This is a genomic window from Arthrobacter methylotrophus (assembly GCF_039539965.1).
GTDB lineage: Bacteria > Actinomycetota > Actinomycetes > Actinomycetales > Micrococcaceae > Arthrobacter > Arthrobacter methylotrophus.
Map to the genome: position 1 here is coordinate 3101166 of NZ_BAABED010000001.1, position 19746 is coordinate 3120911.

Consider the following 19746-nt stretch of genomic DNA (forward strand, 5'->3'; position numbering starts at 1 on the left):
TGAAAGGCACCATTGCCATGAAGACCACCCACCGCCGTACGCTCAAAACCGCCTCCGCCGCCATGATGGCCGTCGGAATGCTCGCTTTCGGCGTCTCCGCCGCCTCCGCACATGTCAATGTGGCTCCGGACGACCCGGCAGCCGGAGGCTACACCCACCTGACCTTCAACGTCCCCAATGAGTCCCCCACGGCCAAAACCAACAAGCTCGAAGTATCACTTCCCACAGACTTCCCGTTCAATTCGGTGTCAGTGAAACCGGTCGAAGGCTGGAAAGCCGAACTCGTGACGACTACTCTTCCCAAGCCCGTCACTGTCGCAGGAGCCACGGTGACCAAGGCGGTCACGTCTGTGGTGTGGACGGCAGATGCGGAGCATCAGCTCGGGGAAAATGAGTACCAGGCATTCTCGCTCTCCGTGGGTGTCCTGCCCGACGCCGGCACCACCATTACGCTGCCGGCCACCCAAACATATACCGACGGCTCCGTCGTGAAGTGGGACCAGAAGACCGTCGATGGTCAGCCCGAGCCGGAACACCCGGCTCCCTCGTTCGTGACCACGGCCAGTGATTCGGCGGCATCGGCTGGGCCTACGTCGTCTCCGTCCGTGACACCTGTCCCGGCAACGGCGGCGTCAACTTCTTCCAACGATGCAGGATCCACCGCTGGCTGGTTTGGCCTTGCGGCGGGGCTCATCGGCCTGGCTGCGGGCGTCACCGCATTGCTGCGAACCCGCCCCGCAAAGGCCAGCTAGCCCCAACTGACTCGCACTAGTTGTCGTTTTGACGCCTCATAACGACAACAAGTGCGAGTTAGTTGCGTGGGGTGGCCGGACTGTGACGGCTGACACAGCGCTGCGCCTCGGCATCCATCCCCTTTGACGATAGCTTTATCCCTATGACATCAAGCGATGCCGAATTAGAAAAGCTGATATCCGACGCCGGCAAGTGGGCCGCCCAGGACCCAGACCCGGTCACTGCGGCAGCATTGTCCGAGCTGGCCGGACTCGCCTCCACTGGCGTCGCCGCAGCCCGCCAACAGCTCGAAGACAGCTTCAACGGGACGCTTCAGTTCGGTACCGCAGGACTTCGCGCCGCCCTCGGCCCTGGCCCCAACAGGATGAACCGCGTGGTGGTGCGGCGGGCGGCCGCAGGTCTCGCGGCATTCCTCAAGGACGCCGTGGCGGCAACCTCCCCTGGGATGCGGCCGCGCGCCGTCGTCGGATATGACGCGAGGCACAACTCGGATGTCTTCGCGGCGGAGTCTGCCGCGATCCTTACCGCGGCAGGAATCGACACGTTCCTGATGCCTTCCGCACTTCCTACCCCCCTACTGGCTTACGCGGTCCGCACCCTTGATTGCGACGGCGGAGTCATGGTCACCGCGAGCCACAACCCGCCGCAGGACAACGGATACAAGGTCTACCTAGGCGGACGGGCCGTCGCGGAAAACGGCCGCGGGTCCCAGATCGTGGCGCCCTACGACACGCAGATTGCCGCAAGCATCGAAGCTGTTGGCTCCTTGGACTCCATTGCTCTGGCTGAATCCGGCTGGACTGTGCTGTCCGGCTCGATCACGGACGAGTACGAGGCCGCAATGGCCGGATTGGCCGACTCTGCGGCCTTTCCCGCACGTGAGCTAAAGATCGTTCTTACCCCCATGCATGGGGTGGGCGGTGAAACGGCGGTATCTGTTCTTAACGCAGCAGGCTTCAGGGACGTCACGCTGGTGGAAGAGCAAGCGGAGCCGGATCCGGACTTTCCCACGGTCAGTTTCCCCAACCCGGAAGAACCTGGCGCCCTGGATCTGGCCTTGGCGGCGGCGGCACGTCTGGATGCCGACATTGTTTTGGCCAACGACCCCGACGCCGATCGGGCGGCTGTCGCGGCAAAGGACCCAGACACGGGTGCTTGGCGGATGTTGCGGGGAGACGAAGTGGGCGCTTTACTTGGCGCCCATGTGGTGGCCCGCCTCGCCGCCGAGGGCCGGCACAGCGACGGGACTCCAGGCCTTGTCGCAAAGAAGGGCGTCTTTGCCAATTCGATCGTCTCGTCCCGATTGCTCTCCCGCATCGCGGCGGCAGCTGGGTTCGCCCACGAGGAAACACTGACCGGATTCAAGTGGATCTCGCGCGTCCCGGGACTCGTCTATGGATACGAGGAAGCCCTGGGGTACTGCGTGGCACCCGAGCTGGTGAGGGACAAGGACGGCATTTCCGCGTCCCTGCTTGTCGCCGAATTGGCGGCGGCGGCCAAGGCTGAGGGAAAGACAATCTTCGACACCCTGGATGAGATTTACCTGGTGCACGGGCTGCATGCAAGTGACCAGCTCAGTATCCGGGTGGCGGATCTTGGCCTGTTGGATGCGATGATGAACCGGCTCCGTGCGGATCCGCCGGAATCCTTCGGCGGGTCAACCATCGAGACCTTCGTGGATCTGGCCGAGGGAAGTGAATACCTGCCGCCCACGGACGGCCTCCTCTACCTGACCAAGGACCTCAGCCGCGTCATCATCCGCCCCAGCGGCACCGAGCCAAAGCTCAAGTGCTACCTGGAAGTCATCAAGTCGGTCGGTTCAGCGGCGGAACTCGCAGAAACCCGGCAGGCTGCTCGGAGCACTTTGGACCACATACTGGCCGATGTCCGCGAGGCATTGGGGCTCTAGACTTCGACTTCGATGAAGCCATCAACCGTGCGGGTCTTGAAAGCCGGCAGCCAAAGCGCGGGGTTTGAATAGCACTCACCGGTCTGGAGGTCGTAGACCTCCTTGTGAAGCGGCGAGGCGATGGTGGGACGGCTGCCCCGGGAACCAGTGATACCGCGGGCCATGACGTTAGCCAAGGTGGCAGGATCCTGCTGCGCAACTGCGTAAACCTTCTCGGAGTCGACCCGGAAGATCGCCACCTGGACGCCTTCTATCAAGGCTGCCTCGCCCCACGCCGGCTCCAGCTCGTCCAACGGGCAGACGCGATGCCAGCCGGACGCCATCGGCGCGTTCGTCAGTTGTTCTTCCCGCTCCAGAATGACGGTCATGTCAGCCCCTCTCGCTCTTGACTGCGGCGGACGAATGATGTCCTTGCCTCTGTCCTTGCCTTTTAGGCGACTGCCGCCAAGCAGCCATACCTTCACGGTAGGCCCGTCATGTTTCGCCGGAATGCAATCGATGTGTCCGGTGCGTAAAAGAGACCTCACACGGAACGACATCCAATCGTGATCCAGAAGTTAAGACCACGAAACAAAAGGGAAACTGAAGGGAAACTGCCCGTCCGTAGTCTGAAGTGACAAGTTGCGGAGTACGTTCTGCGGCGTATGCGAAAGGCCACCAGTGACCGGACACACTTCCAACCCCGAAAGCCAGCGCCGTGTTGTTGTGGCAGGCGGAGGCCCTGCGGCCCATCGTTTTGCCGATGCCATGCATACGCGCGGTCTTGAGGGCTGGCACGTCACGGTCCTCACCGAAGAAGCGCATCTTCCCTATGACCGGGTCACGCTGAGCAAGGCCCTCATCGAGGTGGATCACGACCTCACTTTGGGGGACATGTCCATGTGGGAGCACGATGCCCTGGACCTGCGCACGGGCGAGCGGGTGGTGAAGATCAACGCCGCAGCCAAGTCCGTGGAAACCGCGGCGGGCAACAGCTACGAATACGACGCCCTCGTGGTCGCCACCGGCTCGGATGCGGCGCCGCTTCCCTTCCCCGGCGGCGAGCTCGCGCATGTCTACCGCACGCTCGAAGACGTCTGGGCCATTAACGAGGCCATCACCCGGCTCACGAAGAAACTGGGCCGCAAGGTCAAGACCGTCACCATCGGCGGCGGTCTCCTCGGCCTCGAAGCGGCAGCAGGCACCATGGAGCTCGGCGCGCATGCCACCGTCATCAACGGTTCACCCTGGCTCATGAATGCCCAGCTGGATGAAGGCGCAGGCCAGGCGCTGGGCCGCCTCGTCAAAGACAAAGGACTTGAAGTCCTCACCGGAACCTACCCGTCCGAAGTATTGACCGACGACGACGGCCAGGTCACCGGCGTCCTCATGGCCGACGGCCGGATCATCGACGCCGACATCGTGATCGCCGCGATCGGAGTGAGGCCGCGCGATGAACTCTTCCGTGCCGCGGAAGGCGAGGAACAGGTCTTCACGCTCGGCCAGCGCGGCGGTGTTGTCATTTCCGATAGTTGCGCCACGACAGTCCCCGGTATCTTCGCCATCGGTGAAGTCGCGAACTTCGGCGGGATGTGCCTGGGGCTCGTGGCGCCGGCGAACACGATGGCCGAGATCGTCGCCGACCGCCTGCACGGCGGACACGCGACCTTCCCCGGTTTCGACACCGCCACCAAACTCAAACTCTCCGGCGTGGACGTCGCCAGCTTCGGCGACGCGTTCGCCACCACCAAACACGCCCTGGAAATCGTCTACGCCGACCCCGCCCGCGGCGTCTACCAGAAAATCGTCACCACCGACGACGCCAAAACCCTCCTCGGCGGGATCTTCGTCGGCGACGCCACCCCCTACATGAGCCTGCGCCCCCTGCTCGGCCGGAAACTCCCCGCCGAACCCGGCGCCTACCTCACCGCCGCAGGAAGCACGGACGCCCCCGACACCGAACTACCCGACGACGCAATCCTATGCTCCTGCAACAACATCCCCGCCGGGACCATCCGCGAAGCCATCAACGCCTGCGGCGCCTGCGACGGCAACACCCCCGTCCAGGAACTGGGCGAACTCAAAACCTGCACCCGCGCAGGCACCCAATGCGGCTCCTGCGTGCCCATGCTCAAAAAACTCCTCGAAACCGAACTGAGCAAATCCGGCATCGAAGTCTCCAAAGCCCTCTGCGAGCACTTCAGCCTCTCCCGCCAAGAACTCTTCGACGCCATCCGCGTCCTGGAACTGGACTCCTTCGAAGACATCCTGGCCACCTACGGCACCGGCGCCGGCTGCGACATCTGCAAACCCACCATCGCCTCCATCCTCGCCTCCCAGCATTCCGCATACGTCCTCGACGCCGGCCGCGGGACCCTGCAAGACACCAACGACCGCGCCCTGGCCAACATGCAAAAAGACGGCACCTACTCCGTGGTCCCCCGCATCCCCGGCGGCGAAATCACCCCCCACGGACTGGGCATCATCGCCGCCGTCGCCCAGAAATACGGCCTCTACACGAAAATCACCGGCGGCCAACGCATCGACATGTTCGGCGCCCGCCTCGAACAACTCCCCGAAATCTGGAAAGAACTCGTCGACGCCGGCTTCGAATCCGGCCAGGCCTACGGCAAAAGCCTGCGCACCGTGAAATCCTGCGTCGGCTCCACCTGGTGCCGCTACGGCGTCCAAGACTCCGTCGCCATGGCCATCAACCTCGAACTGCGCTACCGCGGACTACGCAGCCCCCACAAACTCAAAATGGGCGTCTCCGGCTGCGCCCGCGAATGCGCCGAAGCCCGCGGCAAAGACGTCGGCATCATCGCCACCGACAAAGGCTGGAACCTCTACGTCGGCGGCAACGGCGGCGCGAACCCCGCCCACGCACAACTCCTCGCCCAAGACCTGGACAACGACACCCTCATCAAATACATCGACCGCTACCTCATGTACTACATCCGCACCGCCGACCGCCTCCAACGCACCGCCCACTGGCAAGAAGAACTCGACGGCGGCCTCCAACACGTACGCCAAGTCATCATCCACGACTCACTCGGCATCGCAGGCGACCTCGAAACCGCCATGGCCCGGCACGTCGAAAACTACCAGGACGAATGGGCCCAAACCCTCAAAGACCCCGAACGCCTCCGCCGCTTCCGCTCCTTCGTCAACGCCCCCGAACAAAAAGACGAAACCATCACCTTCACCCCCGAACGCGGCCAAATCCGCCCCGCCACCAACAAAGAAAAAGGCGGCGTCCTCATCGCCAGCACAATCCCCGTCCGCAGCCAGGGCTAAGGAGCAAAAGCCATGCAGCTCACCATCGACCTCACGGGCCGCGACATTCTGGTCACCGGTTCTACCCATGCCGCGCGGCAAGCCGTCCGGCGCTACCAAGCCGCGGGCGCCGTCGTGCACCGGCTGAGCACCCCCAACGGCGCCGACACTGACGGAACCCTGCCCGAACGCCCTTTCCTGGTTGCGGCCGTTGACGACGGCCAGCCCGGCTGGGGACCGCTGCTCGAGCGGTGTCGCGAAGCCGGGATCCCTGTTGCCAGCGAACCGCCTGCAGGCGAGTCAGGCCAGGTCACCCTGGTCGGCGGCGGTCCCGGAACCCTCGATCTGCTGACCATAGGCGCGGTCTACGCGCTGCGGGACGCCGACGTCGTCTTCTACGACCGGCTCGCCCCCTACGCGGAGCTGAAGCAACTCACTTCGGCGGAACTGGTGGATGTCGGCAAGCGCCCAGGGCACCACAAAGTAGCCCAATGCGACATAGAAAAACGCATGGTCGACGCCGCCCTGACCGGCAAGAACGTGGTCCGGCTCAAAGGCGGTGACCCCTATGTGTTCGGCCGCGGCGGGGAAGAAGTCGCCGCCTGTGTCCAAGCCGGCGTGCCCGTCCGGGTCATCTCGGGGGTCACGAGCGCCATCTCCGTCCCCGCCGCCGCAGGGATCCCGGTCACCCACCGCGAGGTCAGCCACCTGTTCACGGTGGTCTCGGGCCACGCACCGCTGACGGAAAAGGAACACACGCATCTGACCGGGCTCGGTGGCACCATCGTGGTCCTCATGGGCATCGGCACACTCCCCCAGCTGGCCGCGGGACTCCGCCGCGCCGGGATGGACCCCGCCATGCCCATGGCCGTTATCGAACGCGGATACCGCCCCGGGCAACGCACCACCATCGCCGAGCTCGGCACCATCGAAACGGCAGCCGCCGGCTGCACCAACCCGGCTGTCCTTGTCATTGGCGAAGTGGTCCGGGTCGCCGAAGCCAACCGTATCCACGCCGAAGCCACCGCAGATCTGGACCTCCTCGCAGCTTCCCTCCTTGAAGCCTGAAAGTTCGCACATGACTACTCTGAATGCCCTTGACTCCGTCGATTCAGCCTCGCCGCTGGCCACGCCTGGACCCAACGACGATGCTCCGTTGGACGGTTTCCGCATCGGAGTGACTTCACACAGGCGTTCGCGTGACCTGATCGAAGCCCTGGAACGGCGCGGCGCCTCCGTGTTGCACGCTCCTGCGTTGAAGATCGCGCCGGTCCAGGAAGACCTCACCCTTATCGAGGACACGAAGAAGATCATCTCGGCCAAGCCGGATATCTGCATCGCCACCACCGCCTACGGCATGCGGCGCTGGTGCGAGGCCGCCGACTCCTTCGGCATCGGCGAGCAACTTCTCGACGCCCTGGCTGCTTGCCGCATGTTCGTGCGCGGGCCAAAAGCCCGCGGCGCCGTCCGCGCGGCCGGCCTTGCCGACGTCGGGATCAGCAGCGACGAAACCACCGCCACACTGGTGGACATGCTCCTCCAAGAAGGCGTGCGGGGGAAGACGGTTGCCGTGCAATTGCACGGCTACACCGATGTCCGCCAGCTTGAGCGGCTCCGGATGTCCGGCGCCACCGTCCTCACGGTCACCCCGTACCGCTGGGTAAAGCCCGACGGCGAAGATAAACTGCCGCGCCTGATCGAAGCCGCCTGCAGTGGAGACTTGGACGTGCTCACCTTTACGAGCGCGCCGGCGGTGGATGCCATGTGGAGTACGGCCCACGAAATGGGCCTGTACCGCCCGTTGATCGAGGCCCTCAAGACTCAGGTGACCGTTGCCGCCGTCGGGCCCGTCACGGCACAGCCGCTGATCGACGCCGGGCTGACCCCCCTCATCCCGGACCGCTACCGCATGGGTGCACTCATTCGGCTCGTCACGGAGCACCTGGCGCTGAACCACGTGCGACGGCTCGACACTCCTTCGGGAAACATCGAGCTGCGCGGCCGCTGCCTGAGGATCAACGGCTCGGCGGTGGAACTGGCCCCGGCTCCGTTGCTTCTGCTGCGCGCCCTTCTGGGAGCCGGCGGCGCAGTGCTCTCGCGCGAGGCCCTTTCCGAGCTGCTGGAATTGCGTGGATCCGTCCACGCCTTGGACATGACGGTGAGCCGATTGCGGTCCTCGCTGCCGGACGGAAAGCTCGTGGAAACCGTGGTCAAACGGGGTTACCGGCTCCGCGTCCAGCCCTTTGACGCGTAGCCACTCCCTGATGTGATGCACCTCATTACCGGCCGGTAACCATCAGGGAACGGGAGGCCGCGAAACGGCAACAAGTGGGAAACACCACCGAAAAACCCCACGCCTACGCTGGGCACAGGCACATCCACCACAGCTCAGTTCAGTTCAGCGAAGGGACCCACCATGTCCACCACCCCGTCCGCCGACACCATCCATCTCGTCATAGCTGGAGCCGGGCCCGCGGCCCAGGCCCTCGTCCGTCGGCTGGCGGGGACCGGCGAAACGTCACGGCAGCCGGGAGCCGCAGCATTCAACGGGACCATCACCGTCCTGAGCAACCGGGACGAGTGCCCCGAGACGCTCCTGGAGCTGGCTGCCCTCCCCGAGGTCTCCGTCCGTTTAGGCCAGGCTGCAAGCTTCATCGATGCCCAGGCCCGTACGGTCACCACCAGCGAAGGCTTGGAGTTCCCCTACGACCAGCTGGTGATTGCCACTGGTTCCGCGCCGATGTCTCCGCCGGTCCAGGGAGCTTCCCGCAGCCTGAGCTACTCCACGATCGACGACGCCGAGCAGATCGGGACCGCGGTCACGGACATCACCCGCGTCCTGGGCCGTCGACCCCTGGGAATTTTGGTAGGCACAGGCCAGGCAGCTGGCCAGGCCGAAGCCGTACTCCGTGCCCGAGGCGTCCGCCCCATCCGTACCACCGTTCGTCCCGCCGCTGTCATACCCTCGGCCGCAGGTTCGGCACGGCCAGCTACCGGGATCGTGTTCGAGGATGGCAGCAGCATGAACGGCGATCTGGTGGTGCTGGCCGAGGAACGCCTCCCCCGCAACGGGCTCGCAGAAACCGCCGGCCTGCAAACAGCTTCCGACGGCGGCATCCGGGTTGGACGCGACTTCGCCACCTCCGTGGCAGGCATCTGGGCGATCGGCGACGCCGCCTCCCGGGACGGCCTGCGACCGGGCCTCGTCTTGTCCTCCGACGCCGCAGCGGCGCACTGCGCCGCCCGCCTTGAGGAAGACGCGAGGCACCGCATCCCTCGGCCGGCACAACCGGCGCAGTCCACCATCGCCGCCGCCTGAGCAGGTCCGGCGGCGAGGCCGCCCCACCCTCTTCGGGGGAGCCTCCACGGCGGCGGGCCGGTGTGGCAAAATGGTCATTTGACGAGCCGCGACCCTTGGGGCGCGAAGCCACCGGGCCCGCCACGGAAGGATCTCCATGAGCAACGAAGCCTCCACCGCACTGGACAACAGCGCAAGCATCGCTTCCTACATCGATCACACTCTTCTCAAGCCAGAGGCCAGCGAGGCCGAAGTGCGCCAGATCTGCGCGGAAGCGGCCGAGTACAAGTTCAAGTCGGTGTGCGTCAATCCGCTGTGGGTCAAGACCGTCACGAAGGCCCTCAAGGGTTCCGGGGTGCTCACGTGCTCGGTGGTTGGCTTCCCTCTGGGTGCAACACCCAGCGACGTCAAGGCATTTGAAGCCCGGGGGGCCGTTCTGGACGGTGCGGATGAAATAGACATGGTGATCAACATCGCCGCAGCGCGCGCCGGAGACAAAGGCGCGCTGGTGGATGACATCACGACGGTCGCTGAAGCAGTCCACGCCGGCGGAGCGATCCTGAAGGTCATCATCGAGACCTCCCTTCTGAATGACGAACAGAAAATCTTGGCTTGCGCGGCATCGGTAGAGGCGGGAGCAGACTTCGTCAAGACGTCAACCGGGTTCAATGGTGGGGGCGCCACGGTTGAAGACGTGGCCCTCATGCGCAAGACAGTTGGCCCTGACCTGGGCGTCAAAGCCTCCGGTGGAGTGCGTTCCTTGGCCGACGCACAGGCTATGATTGCTGCTGGTGCAACACGTATCGGTGCGAGCTCCGGAATTGCCATCGTCAAGGGTGAACAAGGTTCATCCGCGTACTGAATTTACCCAGTACTGACCGGCCCGGCAGCCGCCATAGTTTTTGAGCCCCCCGGGGCCGAGGAGGAAACATGTCCCAGAACGACGTCAGCAAGCCTGTCGAAAGAGAAAATCCCTTGGGCCAAAGCATTTTGATCTTCGTGATCATCATGGTCCTCTTCCTCGGCGGCATCTATTCGCTGTCCTTCCTGACGCTCGAAAACACGTGGCCGATGGCCATCTGCCTGGGGCTTGTTGGCCTCGCCTTCTGGATCCCGCAGACCATCCTCGGCCGCTCCAACTCGATCGGCGAAAGCTAAGACTTGGCTCAACAGCTGTGGCCCCGGACTCTGGTCCGGGGCCACAGCTGTTTAAGGATGGCTGCCCTAACGAGCCTGAATGAGACTACCCACCGCGGAGAAGACCGCCGGCCAGTTGTTCCTGATCAGCGCCCAGGCCGCTAGCCCGAGTCCAACCATGGCATAGCCGCCCACCGGTATGAGGACGAGCCATTCCCGCCGCGAGCCGGCCTTACCGAGCAAGGGGATGGAGAATGCGCCATTGGCCCGCCAGATCCCGCTGACCAGGGGCAGCTTGCGCCAGAACTTCGGCGGCTTGATGACGATGGGCCACAGCAGCGGCACTCCCCCGGTGGTAATCATGTCACCCACAATGTGGACAGCGACGCCGGTCAGCATGGCCAAGGGCAGCCAGCTCCATTGATGCGGGGCGAACCACGTCACCAGCCCTGCCATCGCAAGGGCAAAAACCCAATTCACGATCCACCCGGTATTCGGGAACAGCTTGAGGGCCTTGGCGGCCAGGTTGATCATGAACATGCACAACAGCCCGGCGCCCACTGACAAACGGCCCACCGGAGTATCCAGCTGGAATTGGGCAGCCATGGCCGCGAGTACCACGAAGGCCGAGGCGCCCAACAATGAGTGGGTGCCCTGCCGGTGCCCTCCGCTGGCCTTCTCGATCCCGACGGCGATCACGTTGGACAGCGGCGGCAGCGAGTGGGCAATGGTGCTCGAACGGTGGTCCCAATCGCACACCAAAGCAGTTCCCGCCGTCGTCATCGCTCCGATGAGGATTCCGGTGGCGTCCAAGGGATACCATCCCAAGGCGTACGGGCCGGTTGATGCAATAGCCACCCACGCCGCTGCCCCGGACGCGGCGTGGTGTCCTCCCATCATCGGTTCAGCCTGCGGTCTGCGAAGCGGGCGAAACCGGCGAAGTCGGCGAAGTCGGCGAAGCCACAAAAATTGCCTCGATCACGGTGTTGGCCCACTCCAGGATCTCGGCGTCCTGCAGGTCCCGGCCGCCGATCCTTGCCGTTTTCGGCTTGGGGATCAGCACGGCGTCGAGGGCTGGCTTGACCTGCGAGCCGGGGAACATGCGGTTCAGCCGCATGACCTTGGACTCAGGCAGCTGCGCGGGCGAGAAACGGATGAAGTTGCCCTGGAGCGCGACATCGGACAGCCCGGCTTCGCGCGCTCCCACCCGGAAGCGGGCGACGGCGATCAGGTTCTTCGCGGGCAGCGGCAGCTCGCCGTAGCGGTCCACAAGCTCGGCCAACACCTCGTCGATGGCCTCGTTGGTGATGGCCGCGGCCAGCTTCCGGTAGGCCTCAAGCCGCAGCCGTTCACCTGGCACGTAGTCGTGTGGCAAGTGAGCATTGACGGGCAGCTCGATTTTCATCTCAGCGGCCTTCTCTTCGGCCTCGCCACGGTATTCGGCCACAGCTTCACCCACAAGTCGGATGTACAGATCGAAGCCGACGCCTTGGATGTGCCCGGACTGTTCCCCGCCCAGCAGGTTGCCGGCACCGCGGATTTCAAGGTCCTTCAGGGCCAACTGCATGCCTGCGCCGAGCTCGTTATGGGCCGCGACGGCTTTGAGCCGTTCGAGCGCCACTTCGCCCAAGGGCTTCTCGGAGGGATACAGGAAGTAGGCGTAGGCGCGTTCGCGGCCACGGCCCACGCGGCCACGCAGCTGGTGGAGTTGGGAGAGTCCGTATTTGTCCGCGCCGTCCACAATCAGAGTGTTTGCATTGGAAATATCCAGGCCTGTTTCGATGATGGTGGTGCAGACCAGGACGTCAAAGCGCTTCTCCCAGAAGTCCACGATGATCTTTTCCAGGCGACTCTCGGACATTTGCCCATGCGCCACTTCAACGCGGGCCTCCGGGACGAGTTCCCGGATCTGGGCGGCGATGCGCTCAATCGAGGACACGCGGTTGTGGACGAAGAACACCTGTCCTTCGCGCATGAGTTCACGCCGGATCGCGGCGGAGGTCTGCTTGTTGGTGAACGGTCCAACGTACGTCAGCACGGGGTGCCGCTCTTCCGGCGGGGTAGCCAGCGTGGACGTTTCGCGGATGCCGGTGAGGGACATTTCCAGGGTACGCGGGATGGGCGTCGCGCTCATGGCGAGGACGTCCACGTTGGTGCGCATCTTCTTGAGCGCTTCTTTGTGCTCCACACCGAAGCGCTGCTCCTCATCGACGATCACCAGCCCAAGATCCTTGAACTCGAAATCCTTGGACAGCAGGCGGTGTGTACCAATGACCACGTCCACGGAACCGTTCTTGACTCCCTCCATGGTCTCCTTGGCTTCCTTCGCGCCCTGGAACCGGGACAAAGGCTTGACTCGCAAGGGGAATCCGGAAAAGCGCTCGGTGAACGTTTCGTAGTGCTGCTGGGCGAGGAGGGTGGTGGGGACCAGCACCGCGACCTGCTTGCCGTCCTGCACCGCCTTGAACGCGGCACGGACGGCAATCTCGGTCTTTCCGTAGCCGACGTCGCCCGAAACCAGGCGGTCCATGGGGATCTCGCGTTCCATGTCGGCCTTGACCTCGTTGATGGTGGTGAGCTGGTCCGGCGTCTCCACATACGGGAAAGCTTCCTCCAGCTCCCGCTGCCACGGCGTGTCCGGTGCGAAAGCATGTCCGCGCGATGCCATGCGTGCCGAGTACAGCCGAATGAGCTCGCCCGCGATTTCCTTGACGGCCTTGCGGGCCTTGGACTTGGTGCTCGCCCAGTCCGCTCCGCCCATCTTGCTCAACGACGGCGTGTCGCCGCCAACATACCGCGTCACCTGGTCCAGCTGGTCGGTCGGGACGAAAAGCCGGTCGCCGGGGGCGCCGCGTTTGGACGCCGCGTACTCGAGCACGAGGTACTCGCGAAGACCGGCGTCGCCCCCGGAGGGACCCGCAGAAGAGCCAACGACCTTGCGTTGGATCAGCTCCACGAACTTCCCGATCCCGTGTTGTTCGTGCACCACGAAGTCACCGGCGTGCAGTTGGAGGGGGTCGACGGCGTTGCGCCGCTTGGAGGGCATCCGCCGCATGTCCTTCGTGGACCCGGCCGATGTGCGGCCCAGGAGGTCCGCTTCCGTGAGCAGCCCCAGCTTGAGGCCGTCCAGGACAAACCCGCGTCCGACGGCGGCCGTCGTCACCTCGATGATCCCGGCCTGCGGCTTGTGGTCAAGCGATTCGACGCGGGAACAGGGAATCTCAGCATCATGGAACAACTCGGCGAGGCGTTGGGCCGGCCCCGGCCCGTCCGTTGCCACCACAATGCGCCATTGGTCCCGTACGTGGGATCCGATGAATTCGAGCATCTCCGCTACGTCGCCCTGGTACCCGCGCGGTTCGCGGGCATGCAGGTTCAAGACGTCGATGTCGAGGACCAGTTCTTCGTCTGTTGCCAATGACGTGATGGACCACCAGGAAACCCCGTGGGCCAACGCGGCGCTTCGGGTGTCGGTCAAGGATTGGAAGCTGGCGGCATGCAGGGCCGCTGTGGTTTGGGAGCCCAAAACCGTATCCAAATCCAATGGTGCGGCCCCGCCGTCGGACGCGGTGGACCACGCCGCCTCCAGGAACTCCTCGTTGGTTGCCGCGAGGTCGTGGGCGCGGGTGCGGACCTTCTCCGGTTCGATGACGACGCCAATCGAACCGGCAGGCAACTGGTCCACGAAAGGCACCATGGCGTCCACCAGCACAGGAGCCAGGGACTCCATGCCTTCGACGGCGATGCCTCCCGCGATCTTTTCCAGCATGTCTGCAGCGGCGGGCAGGTCCGCCTTGAGCTTCGCCGCCCGGGACATGACCGACGGCGTAATGAGGATTTCCCGACACGGCGGGGCGTGCAGCTCGGTGGGATGGTGCACCGACGGACCGGAGAGCGAACGCTGGTCGGCCACCGCGAACCAACGCATCTGGTCTACCTCGTCACCGAAGAATTCCACCCTGATCGGGTGGTCTTCGGTGGGTGGGAAAACGTCCAGAATACCGCCCCTGACGGCGAATTCACCCCGGTGGGTAACCATGTCCACGCGCGAATAGGCGGCGTCGGCAAGGCGGCGCACCACGTCGCTGAAGGGCATTTCCTGCCCCACCGTCAACGTCACCGGGACCAATTCCCCCAAGCCCGCCACCACGGGCTGGACCACAGCGCGAACCGGCGCCACGACCACCCGGAGGGCACCCGCCGTCGAGCTCTCCGGATGGGCCAAGCGGCGAAGGACCGAGAGCCGGCGGCCCACCGTGTCCGAGCGCGGCGAGAGTCTTTCGTGCGGCAGTGTTTCCCAACTGGGGAAGGTCGCCACCGAGTCCGCAGACAGATAGGCCGCCAGGGCCGCCGTCAGGTCCTCGGCCTCCCGGCCCGTGGCCGTGACGGCCAATACCACTGCACCGGTGTCGACTTGCGCGGCAAGCCCGTCGGCCATTTCCGCCAGCAGCGCCGCCCTCAAGCCCGCAGGGGCGCTGATCTGGTAGTCGCTGCTGCGTTCATCGAACGTGCGCGTTGCCTCGGGCCTGACCCGAGCGAAGGTCCGGTCCTCGCCCAAGGCACGCCGCAATCCGTCAAGGGACGCGGCAGTGTCGACGTGGCTGATTCCGGAGTTGACCGCGGACGGCTGGCCTTTGGGGCTCATGGATGGCACTCCTCGGAAGAGGGAAGTCGGATGGGGGAAGGCAACACGAAAACCCGAAATTCTCTCGAATTCCGGGGCGTTCCTAGCCTACCCCGCCCACACCGTAGGATGTTTGGGAGCCGCAAGAGCTTTCAACCGAGATATTCACGGAGGACCCATGGCCCTGAACGCATCCACCACCCTGCCCTACGACGTCGACCGCGTAGCGGCTACTTTCATTGACGAAGACTTCCTGCGCCACACGAGCGAGTATGTCGGCGGCACTTTGGAATCATTCCAGATCGACGGCGATACCTCCGGCGCTTTCAACACCGTCACGGTCCGCACTCTGCCCACTACGCGCCTCCCGGAGATCGCCCGCAAGTTCGTGGGCGAGAAGCTCACTGTCACCCAGACCGAGAAGTGGGATGCCCCGACGGCCGATGGCTCCCGGACCAGCAACATCTCCCTGAAGATCTCCGGCGCCCCGCTTGATGTCACCGCGGTGCAGCGCTTGGTGGCCGACGGCGGCAACACCCGCGTGGAGCTCGACGGTGCCGTCACGTCGTCGGTTCCGTTCCTCGGCGGCAAAATCGCCGAGGCGGCCGAGCCGATGGTGGGCAAGGCCTTGAACATCCAGTCCCAGCAGGCCCAGGCCTGGCTCGAAAGCCACTAGCGTGAAGCTGGCAGCGGGCCTATACATTGTGCTGATCGTCGCGGGGGCATGGTCCCTGATCGTGTGGCCGCAGTTCCTGCGCCGCGTGATGGCAGACTCCCGTGCCCGCGACGCCAACGGAAAGGCCACGAAGTTCCTCACGGTCCACGTCGTGCTGGTCACCATCTCCATGGTGCTCGGACTCGCGACGGCGGTCATCGGCATCGCGGGGTTGCTCACCTAAGCTCCCCCCCAGTTGGGGCCCCGGCGGAGTAGGTGCCGTTCGGCTAAAATGGAACTTCCGCTAAAATGAAACACAGGTGCGCCGGGAAGACTGGTCGGCAATGGTATTGTCGAACCCCAAAACTCCCCGAGGAATCCCATGGCGAATCGCCCGCACCCCGCTGCCACCAGGGTTTTCAGCCGCTCCACCTTCCCTGAGTACCAACGGATTCTTGCGATCCTGCGCACCGAAACCGTCGGCGGCGCGCTCTTGCTCGCCGCCACGGTGGCCGCCCTCGTCTGGGCCAATTCTCCCCTCGCGGAAGGCTACTTCGCGCTGCGCGATGTGAAGATCGGCTACGCTCCGTGGCACCTGGAACTGTCCTTGGGCCACTGGGCCTCCGACGGACTCCTTGCCTTGTTCTTCTTCATCGCCGGGCTGGAGCTGAAGCGCGAATTCGTGGCCGGCGAGTTGCGAAAACCCGCAAAAGCGATCGTCCCGGTGGCGGCAGCAGTGGGCGGAGTGGCCCTTCCCGCGCTCATCTACGTCGTCTTCAACCTCGGATCAGGCGCGGAAACGCTCAGGGGTTGGGCCATCCCCACGGCGACGGACATAGCCTTCGCCCTGGCCGTCCTGGCTGTCATCAACACGCATCTGCCTGCTGCGTTGCGGACCTTCCTGCTGACACTGGCCGTGGTCGATGACCTTATTGCCATCGGCATCATCGCCTTCTTCTACTCAAGCGGCCTCGAACCCTTCTTGCTGCTGGCCGCCGCCGCGCCATTTGCCCTCTTTGCCTTCCTCGTGCAGAAGCGCATCCGCAGCTGGTACTTGTTGCTCCCCTTGGCCGCGGCCACCTGGGCCTTAGTCCATGCTTCGGGAATCCACGCCACCGTGGCCGGCGTCCTGCTCGGCTTCGCCGTACCCGTCGCGGCGTCAGGCAAGAAGGGCGAGCCCGCGGCGGGACTCGCCGAAAGCTTCGAACACCGGCTGCGTCCCTTGTCTGCCGGCTTTGCCGTACCCGTCTTCGCTTTCTTCTCCGCCGGGGTGGCCATCGGCGGCACGGAAGGGCTGGGCGCCGCCTTGGGCGATCCGGTAGCCGTGGGCATCGTGTTTGCACTGGTGGCAGGAAAAACGATGGGAGTCTTCGGCACCACGTTCCTCATCACCAAGACCACCCGCGCCCGCCTGGACGACGGCCTCGCGTGGATCGACGTCGCAGGGTTGGCCATGCTTGCCGGCGTCGGCTTCACGGTTTCCCTCCTGATCGCCGAGCTGGGCTTCGGCCCCGCTTCCCCGCATGATGACCACGCGAAACTGGCCATCCTCGCCGGTTCCCTTGCCGCCGCGCTCCTTGCCGCCGTCGTGCTCAAGTCCCGCAACCGGCACTACCGCCGCGTCGCGACGGAGGAGCAAAGGGACGACGACGGCGATGGAGTACCTGACGTTTTTACGCGTGCCTGAGGCACTAGTAACTCATACGAGTAGCCGACAATTCACATGGAGTAATGGCCACGCGCAATTGGGGTGGTCGGCACGCTGTTTGGGCCGTATCGGCAGGAATACCTTGCTGATATGGACGCGAATAGTATGGAACGGGTGTGGCACGGGAGCCACAGAAAAGCACCGACAAAGAATTGGTCGCTAATCTTTGTCTGGGCGATTCTCGGGCTCATGTCGATTTCGGTGCTCATCGCAGCAATACCTATGCGATGACTAAGCCAACGGTACAAAGAAGCTCGGACCGCTTTCCCGGGTCCGAGCTTTTCTTTGTCCCAGCCGTTTTTTAATGGCTCGGTTCCAGCTTCACGCCTTCAGCGCATCAGTCCAGCAACAGCGGCAAGAATTGTTACTGCAACAAGGGCAATCAGCATTCCCACAATCGCAAATTCCGCCCGGCGCACCCGATGCTGACTCTGGCGCCATTCCCGCCTGCTCTCCAAGGTAATCATGCTTAAGGCTAGATCCGGCGGCGGGGTTTAAATAGAGTAAACGCTACTCGTCTCAGGGGGCCGCCGAATTAGAGAGCCCGGATCACTTCGTAGCCGGACTCGGCTTGACGGAGCGCGTCCTCGGCAGCCACCCAAGCGAGCATTGCGCACTTTACCCGGGCAGGGTACTTCGCCACCCCTGCCAGGGCAGCAGCGTCCTGGAGCAGTTCCTCATCCGCGTCCATCTTGCCACGCGAACGCATCAGTTCGCGGAAGTGATCGATCGTCCGGCGGAGGTACGCCACGGACATTCCGGGGGCCATTTCACTAAGTATCGATGCGGACGCCATGGAAATGGCACAGCCATCACCATCCCAATGGATTTCAGTGACCGTCGGTCCGTCTCCGCCAGTGCCGACGTTGAGCCGCAGGGTGATTTCGTCCCCGCAGACCGGATTGAGCTGGTGGCTCTGGCCCATGCCCGCCGTGCCCGTTTCAACGGCAGGAAGATCAGCCAGGTCTCCGCCGCTGCGGGCTTTGGAGTGCTCCAGGATCAGCTGTTGGTACAAGGAGTCCAGGCCGCTCATGCTGTGGCTCCCGAAGCCGTTGCCCCGAAGTAGGGCCTCACCTTGGCAACGGAATCCACCAGGAAGTCGACTTCATCGGACGTGGTGTAGAGGTAGGTACTGGCCCTCGTGGAGGCGGTCAGGCCCAATCTGCGGTGCAGGGGTTGGGCACAATGGTGACCCACCCGGACAGCGATGCCCAGATTGTCGAGGTACTGCCCGACGTCGTGAGCGTGCACTCCGGCGACGTCGAATGCGGCAAGCCCGGTCCGTTCTTCCCCTGGACCCGGGCCCAGAACGCGCACGCCATCGATGGCGCTGAGGCCCGCGACGAGCCTTTGGCCAAGCTCGGCCTCACGAAGGGCGATCCGGTGCATTCCTGTTTCGCTGAGGTAGTTCGCCGCGGCCGCGAGGGCCACAGCCTGCGAAATCGGCTGCGTGCCGGCCTCGAAGCGCTGGGGTGCGGGCAGGTAACGGGCTTGTTCCATGGTCACCGTGGTGATCATGGAACCACCGGTCAGGAACGGCGGCATGGCGTTGAGCAGTTCACTACGGCCATAGACGGCCCCGATTCCCGTAGGCCCCAGCATCTTATGGCCGGAAAATACGGCGAAGTCCACGTCCAAGGCCTTGAAGTCCAAGGGCAGGTGCGGCGCGGACTGGCAGGCGTCCAAGACTACCAAGGCGCCCACTTCCCGGGCCATCCCTACCAACAAGCCTACGGGGTTGATGTTGCCGAGCACGTTGGAGGTGTGAGTGAAGGCCAGGACTTTGGTGCGTGCGGTCACCAGGCGCGCTGCTTCCTCAAGCCGCAGCGCACCGGCGTCGTCAACGGGAATGAATGTGAGGGTGGCGCCGGTCCGCCGGCACAGTTCCTGCCATGGGATCAAGTTGGCGTGGTGTTCCATTTCGGTGACGAGCACTTCGTCGCCCGGCTTCAAGGCAAAACGCTCGGCGCCCGCGACTGGCCGGCCCACACTGGCGTTCGAGAACGAATATGCCAGGAGGTTCAACCCGGCAGTGGCATTGGCGGTCCAGACCAGCTCGTCATCCTGCACGCCCACGAAACGTGCCACGGTGGCACGTGCGTCTTCGAAGGCATCCGTGGCTTCTACGGCAAGAGAATGCGCGCCGCGATGCACCGCGGAGTTGCGCTGCTCATAGAACTCCTGCTCGGCCTCCAAAACGCTTCGAGGGTTCTGGGAGGTGGCACCAGAATCCAGATAGACCAAAGGCTTGCCGTTGATTTCCTGCTCAAGGACAGGGAAATCATTGCGGATGCGACGGACTTCGTCGTCATCGAGTGCGGAAACCTGGGCATCTCCCCACGCGGGGGTGGAAACCATTGTCAAAACCGGAGCTCCTTGTTAGGAATACGTGTTGTTACGACTACGT

General features: G+C 64.2%; 17 protein-coding genes. 11 read left to right on the plus strand and 6 right to left on the minus strand.

Translation table 11 applies throughout. From position 1 onward, the window contains the following. The first annotated feature begins 17 nt into the window (after window positions 1–17). Both ABD884_RS16285 and ABD884_RS16290 read left to right on the plus strand, forming a co-directional pair. Window positions 18–752 carry a YcnI family copper-binding membrane protein gene (locus ABD884_RS16285; protein WP_345047943.1) on the plus strand — a complete coding sequence of 245 codons (735 nt, stop codon included), beginning with the start codon at window positions 18–20 and terminating at the stop codon, window positions 750–752. A gap of 143 nt (window positions 753–895) precedes the next feature. After that, a complete protein-coding gene (locus ABD884_RS16290) occupies window positions 896–2662 on the plus strand; it encodes a phospho-sugar mutase (protein WP_345047946.1) in 1767 nt (588 codons plus the stop codon). Here ABD884_RS16290 and nirD read toward each other — a convergent pair. Further along, entirely contained in the window at window positions 2659–3030 is a 372-nt protein-coding gene (gene nirD / locus ABD884_RS16295) for a nitrite reductase small subunit NirD (protein ID WP_345047948.1), read from the minus strand. The genes ABD884_RS16290 and nirD overlap by 4 nt on opposite strands. 292 nt (window positions 3031–3322) lie before the next feature. Here nirD and nirB point away from each other — a divergent pair, with 292 nt between their 5' ends. The 6 genes from nirB (at window position 3323) to ABD884_RS16325 (ending at window position 10373) form a co-directional block, all read left to right on the plus strand. Next, window positions 3323–5938, plus strand: a complete 2616-nt coding sequence (gene nirB / locus ABD884_RS16300; RefSeq protein ID WP_345047950.1) for a nitrite reductase large subunit NirB — start codon at window positions 3323–3325, stop codon at window positions 5936–5938. Between the two features lie 12 nt (window positions 5939–5950). Next, window positions 5951–6985, plus strand: a complete 1035-nt coding sequence (gene cobA, locus ABD884_RS16305; RefSeq protein ID WP_345047953.1) for a uroporphyrinogen-III C-methyltransferase — start codon at window positions 5951–5953, stop codon at window positions 6983–6985. A 19-nt stretch (window positions 6986–7004) separates the two neighbouring features. Beyond that, window positions 7005–8171 carry a uroporphyrinogen-III synthase gene (locus ABD884_RS16310; protein WP_376953212.1) on the plus strand — a complete coding sequence of 389 codons (1167 nt, stop codon included), beginning with the start codon at window positions 7005–7007 and terminating at the stop codon, window positions 8169–8171. A gap of 162 nt (window positions 8172–8333) precedes the next feature. Next, a complete protein-coding gene (locus ABD884_RS16315) occupies window positions 8334–9236 on the plus strand; it encodes an FAD-dependent oxidoreductase (RefSeq protein WP_345047958.1) in 903 nt (300 codons plus the stop codon). A 136-nt stretch (window positions 9237–9372) separates the two neighbouring features. Beyond that, on the plus strand, window positions 9373–10077 hold the full coding sequence (gene deoC / locus ABD884_RS16320; RefSeq protein WP_345047960.1) for a deoxyribose-phosphate aldolase: 705 nt from the start codon (window positions 9373–9375) through the stop codon (window positions 10075–10077). Between the two features lie 68 nt (window positions 10078–10145). Beyond that, window positions 10146–10373, plus strand: a complete 228-nt coding sequence (locus tag ABD884_RS16325; protein ID WP_028266460.1) for a hypothetical protein — start codon at window positions 10146–10148, stop codon at window positions 10371–10373. A gap of 66 nt (window positions 10374–10439) precedes the next feature. On the opposite strand, the gene ABD884_RS16330 is transcribed toward ABD884_RS16325, so the two are convergent. Together ABD884_RS16330 and mfd are read right to left on the minus strand one after the other, a co-directional pair. Beyond that, a complete protein-coding gene (locus tag ABD884_RS16330) occupies window positions 10440–11252 on the minus strand; it encodes a metal-dependent hydrolase (protein WP_345047963.1) in 813 nt (270 codons plus the stop codon). Window positions 11253–11256: 4 nt separating this feature from the next. Next, window positions 11257–14997 carry a transcription-repair coupling factor gene (gene mfd, locus ABD884_RS16335; RefSeq protein ID WP_345047966.1) on the minus strand — a complete coding sequence of 1247 codons (3741 nt, stop codon included), beginning with the start codon at window positions 14995–14997 and terminating at the stop codon, window positions 11257–11259. A gap of 157 nt (window positions 14998–15154) precedes the next feature. On the opposite strand from mfd, the gene ABD884_RS16340 reads away from it, so the two are divergent. The 3 genes from ABD884_RS16340 (at window position 15155) to nhaA (ending at window position 17318) form a co-directional block, all read left to right on the plus strand. Further along, complete coding sequence (locus ABD884_RS16340; protein ID WP_345047969.1) at window positions 15155–15652, plus strand: DUF2505 domain-containing protein; 498 nt, start codon at window positions 15155–15157, stop codon at window positions 15650–15652. A gap of 1 nt (window position 15653) precedes the next feature. Continuing rightward, complete coding sequence (locus ABD884_RS16345; RefSeq protein WP_345047973.1) at window positions 15654–15875, plus strand: SCO4848 family membrane protein; 222 nt, start codon at window positions 15654–15656, stop codon at window positions 15873–15875. A gap of 138 nt (window positions 15876–16013) precedes the next feature. Continuing rightward, complete coding sequence (gene nhaA, locus ABD884_RS16350) at window positions 16014–17318, plus strand: Na+/H+ antiporter NhaA (protein ID WP_345047978.1); 1305 nt, start codon at window positions 16014–16016, stop codon at window positions 17316–17318. A gap of 350 nt (window positions 17319–17668) precedes the next feature. On the opposite strand, the gene ABD884_RS16355 is transcribed toward nhaA, so the two are convergent. The 3 genes from ABD884_RS16355 to ABD884_RS16365 all read right to left on the minus strand — a co-directional run bounded on the left by ABD884_RS16355 (window position 17669) and on the right by ABD884_RS16365 (window position 19703). After that, entirely contained in the window at window positions 17669–17797 is a 129-nt protein-coding gene (locus tag ABD884_RS16355; protein WP_345047982.1) for a hypothetical protein, read from the minus strand. A gap of 77 nt (window positions 17798–17874) precedes the next feature. Beyond that, a complete protein-coding gene (gene sufU / locus ABD884_RS16360) occupies window positions 17875–18372 on the minus strand; it encodes a Fe-S cluster assembly sulfur transfer protein SufU (RefSeq protein WP_345047987.1) in 498 nt (165 codons plus the stop codon). After that, complete coding sequence (locus ABD884_RS16365; RefSeq protein WP_345047989.1) at window positions 18369–19703, minus strand: SufS family cysteine desulfurase; 1335 nt, start codon at window positions 19701–19703, stop codon at window positions 18369–18371. Before ABD884_RS16365 ends, sufU begins: the two co-directional genes overlap by 4 nt. Window positions 19704–19746 lie beyond the last annotated feature (43 nt).

Bases quoted from the DNA above. Each gene is read 5' to 3' on its own strand.
- ABD884_RS16285 (WP_345047943.1), top strand. From the start codon at position 18: ATGAAGACCACCCACCGCCGTACGCTCAAAACCGCCTCCGCCGCCATG.
- ABD884_RS16290 (WP_345047946.1), top strand. From the start codon at position 896: ATGACATCAAGCGATGCCGAATTAGAAAAGCTGATATCCGACGCCGGC.
- nirD (WP_345047948.1), bottom strand. From the start codon at position 3,030: ATGACCGTCATTCTGGAGCGGGAAGAACAACTGACGAACGCGCCGATG.
- cobA (WP_345047953.1), top strand. From the start codon at position 5,951: ATGCAGCTCACCATCGACCTCACGGGCCGCGACATTCTGGTCACCGGT.
- ABD884_RS16315 (WP_345047958.1), top strand. From the start codon at position 8,334: ATGTCCACCACCCCGTCCGCCGACACCATCCATCTCGTCATAGCTGGA.
- deoC (WP_345047960.1), top strand. From the start codon at position 9,373: ATGAGCAACGAAGCCTCCACCGCACTGGACAACAGCGCAAGCATCGCT.
- ABD884_RS16325 (WP_028266460.1), top strand. From the start codon at position 10,146: ATGTCCCAGAACGACGTCAGCAAGCCTGTCGAAAGAGAAAATCCCTTG.
- ABD884_RS16330 (WP_345047963.1), bottom strand. From the start codon at position 11,252: ATGATGGGAGGACACCACGCCGCGTCCGGGGCAGCGGCGTGGGTGGCT.
- mfd (WP_345047966.1), bottom strand. From the start codon at position 14,997: ATGAGCCCCAAAGGCCAGCCGTCCGCGGTCAACTCCGGAATCAGCCAC.
- ABD884_RS16340 (WP_345047969.1), top strand. From the start codon at position 15,155: ATGGCCCTGAACGCATCCACCACCCTGCCCTACGACGTCGACCGCGTA.
- nhaA (WP_345047978.1), top strand. From the start codon at position 16,014: ATGGCGAATCGCCCGCACCCCGCTGCCACCAGGGTTTTCAGCCGCTCC.
- sufU (WP_345047987.1), bottom strand. From the start codon at position 18,372: ATGAGCGGCCTGGACTCCTTGTACCAACAGCTGATCCTGGAGCACTCC.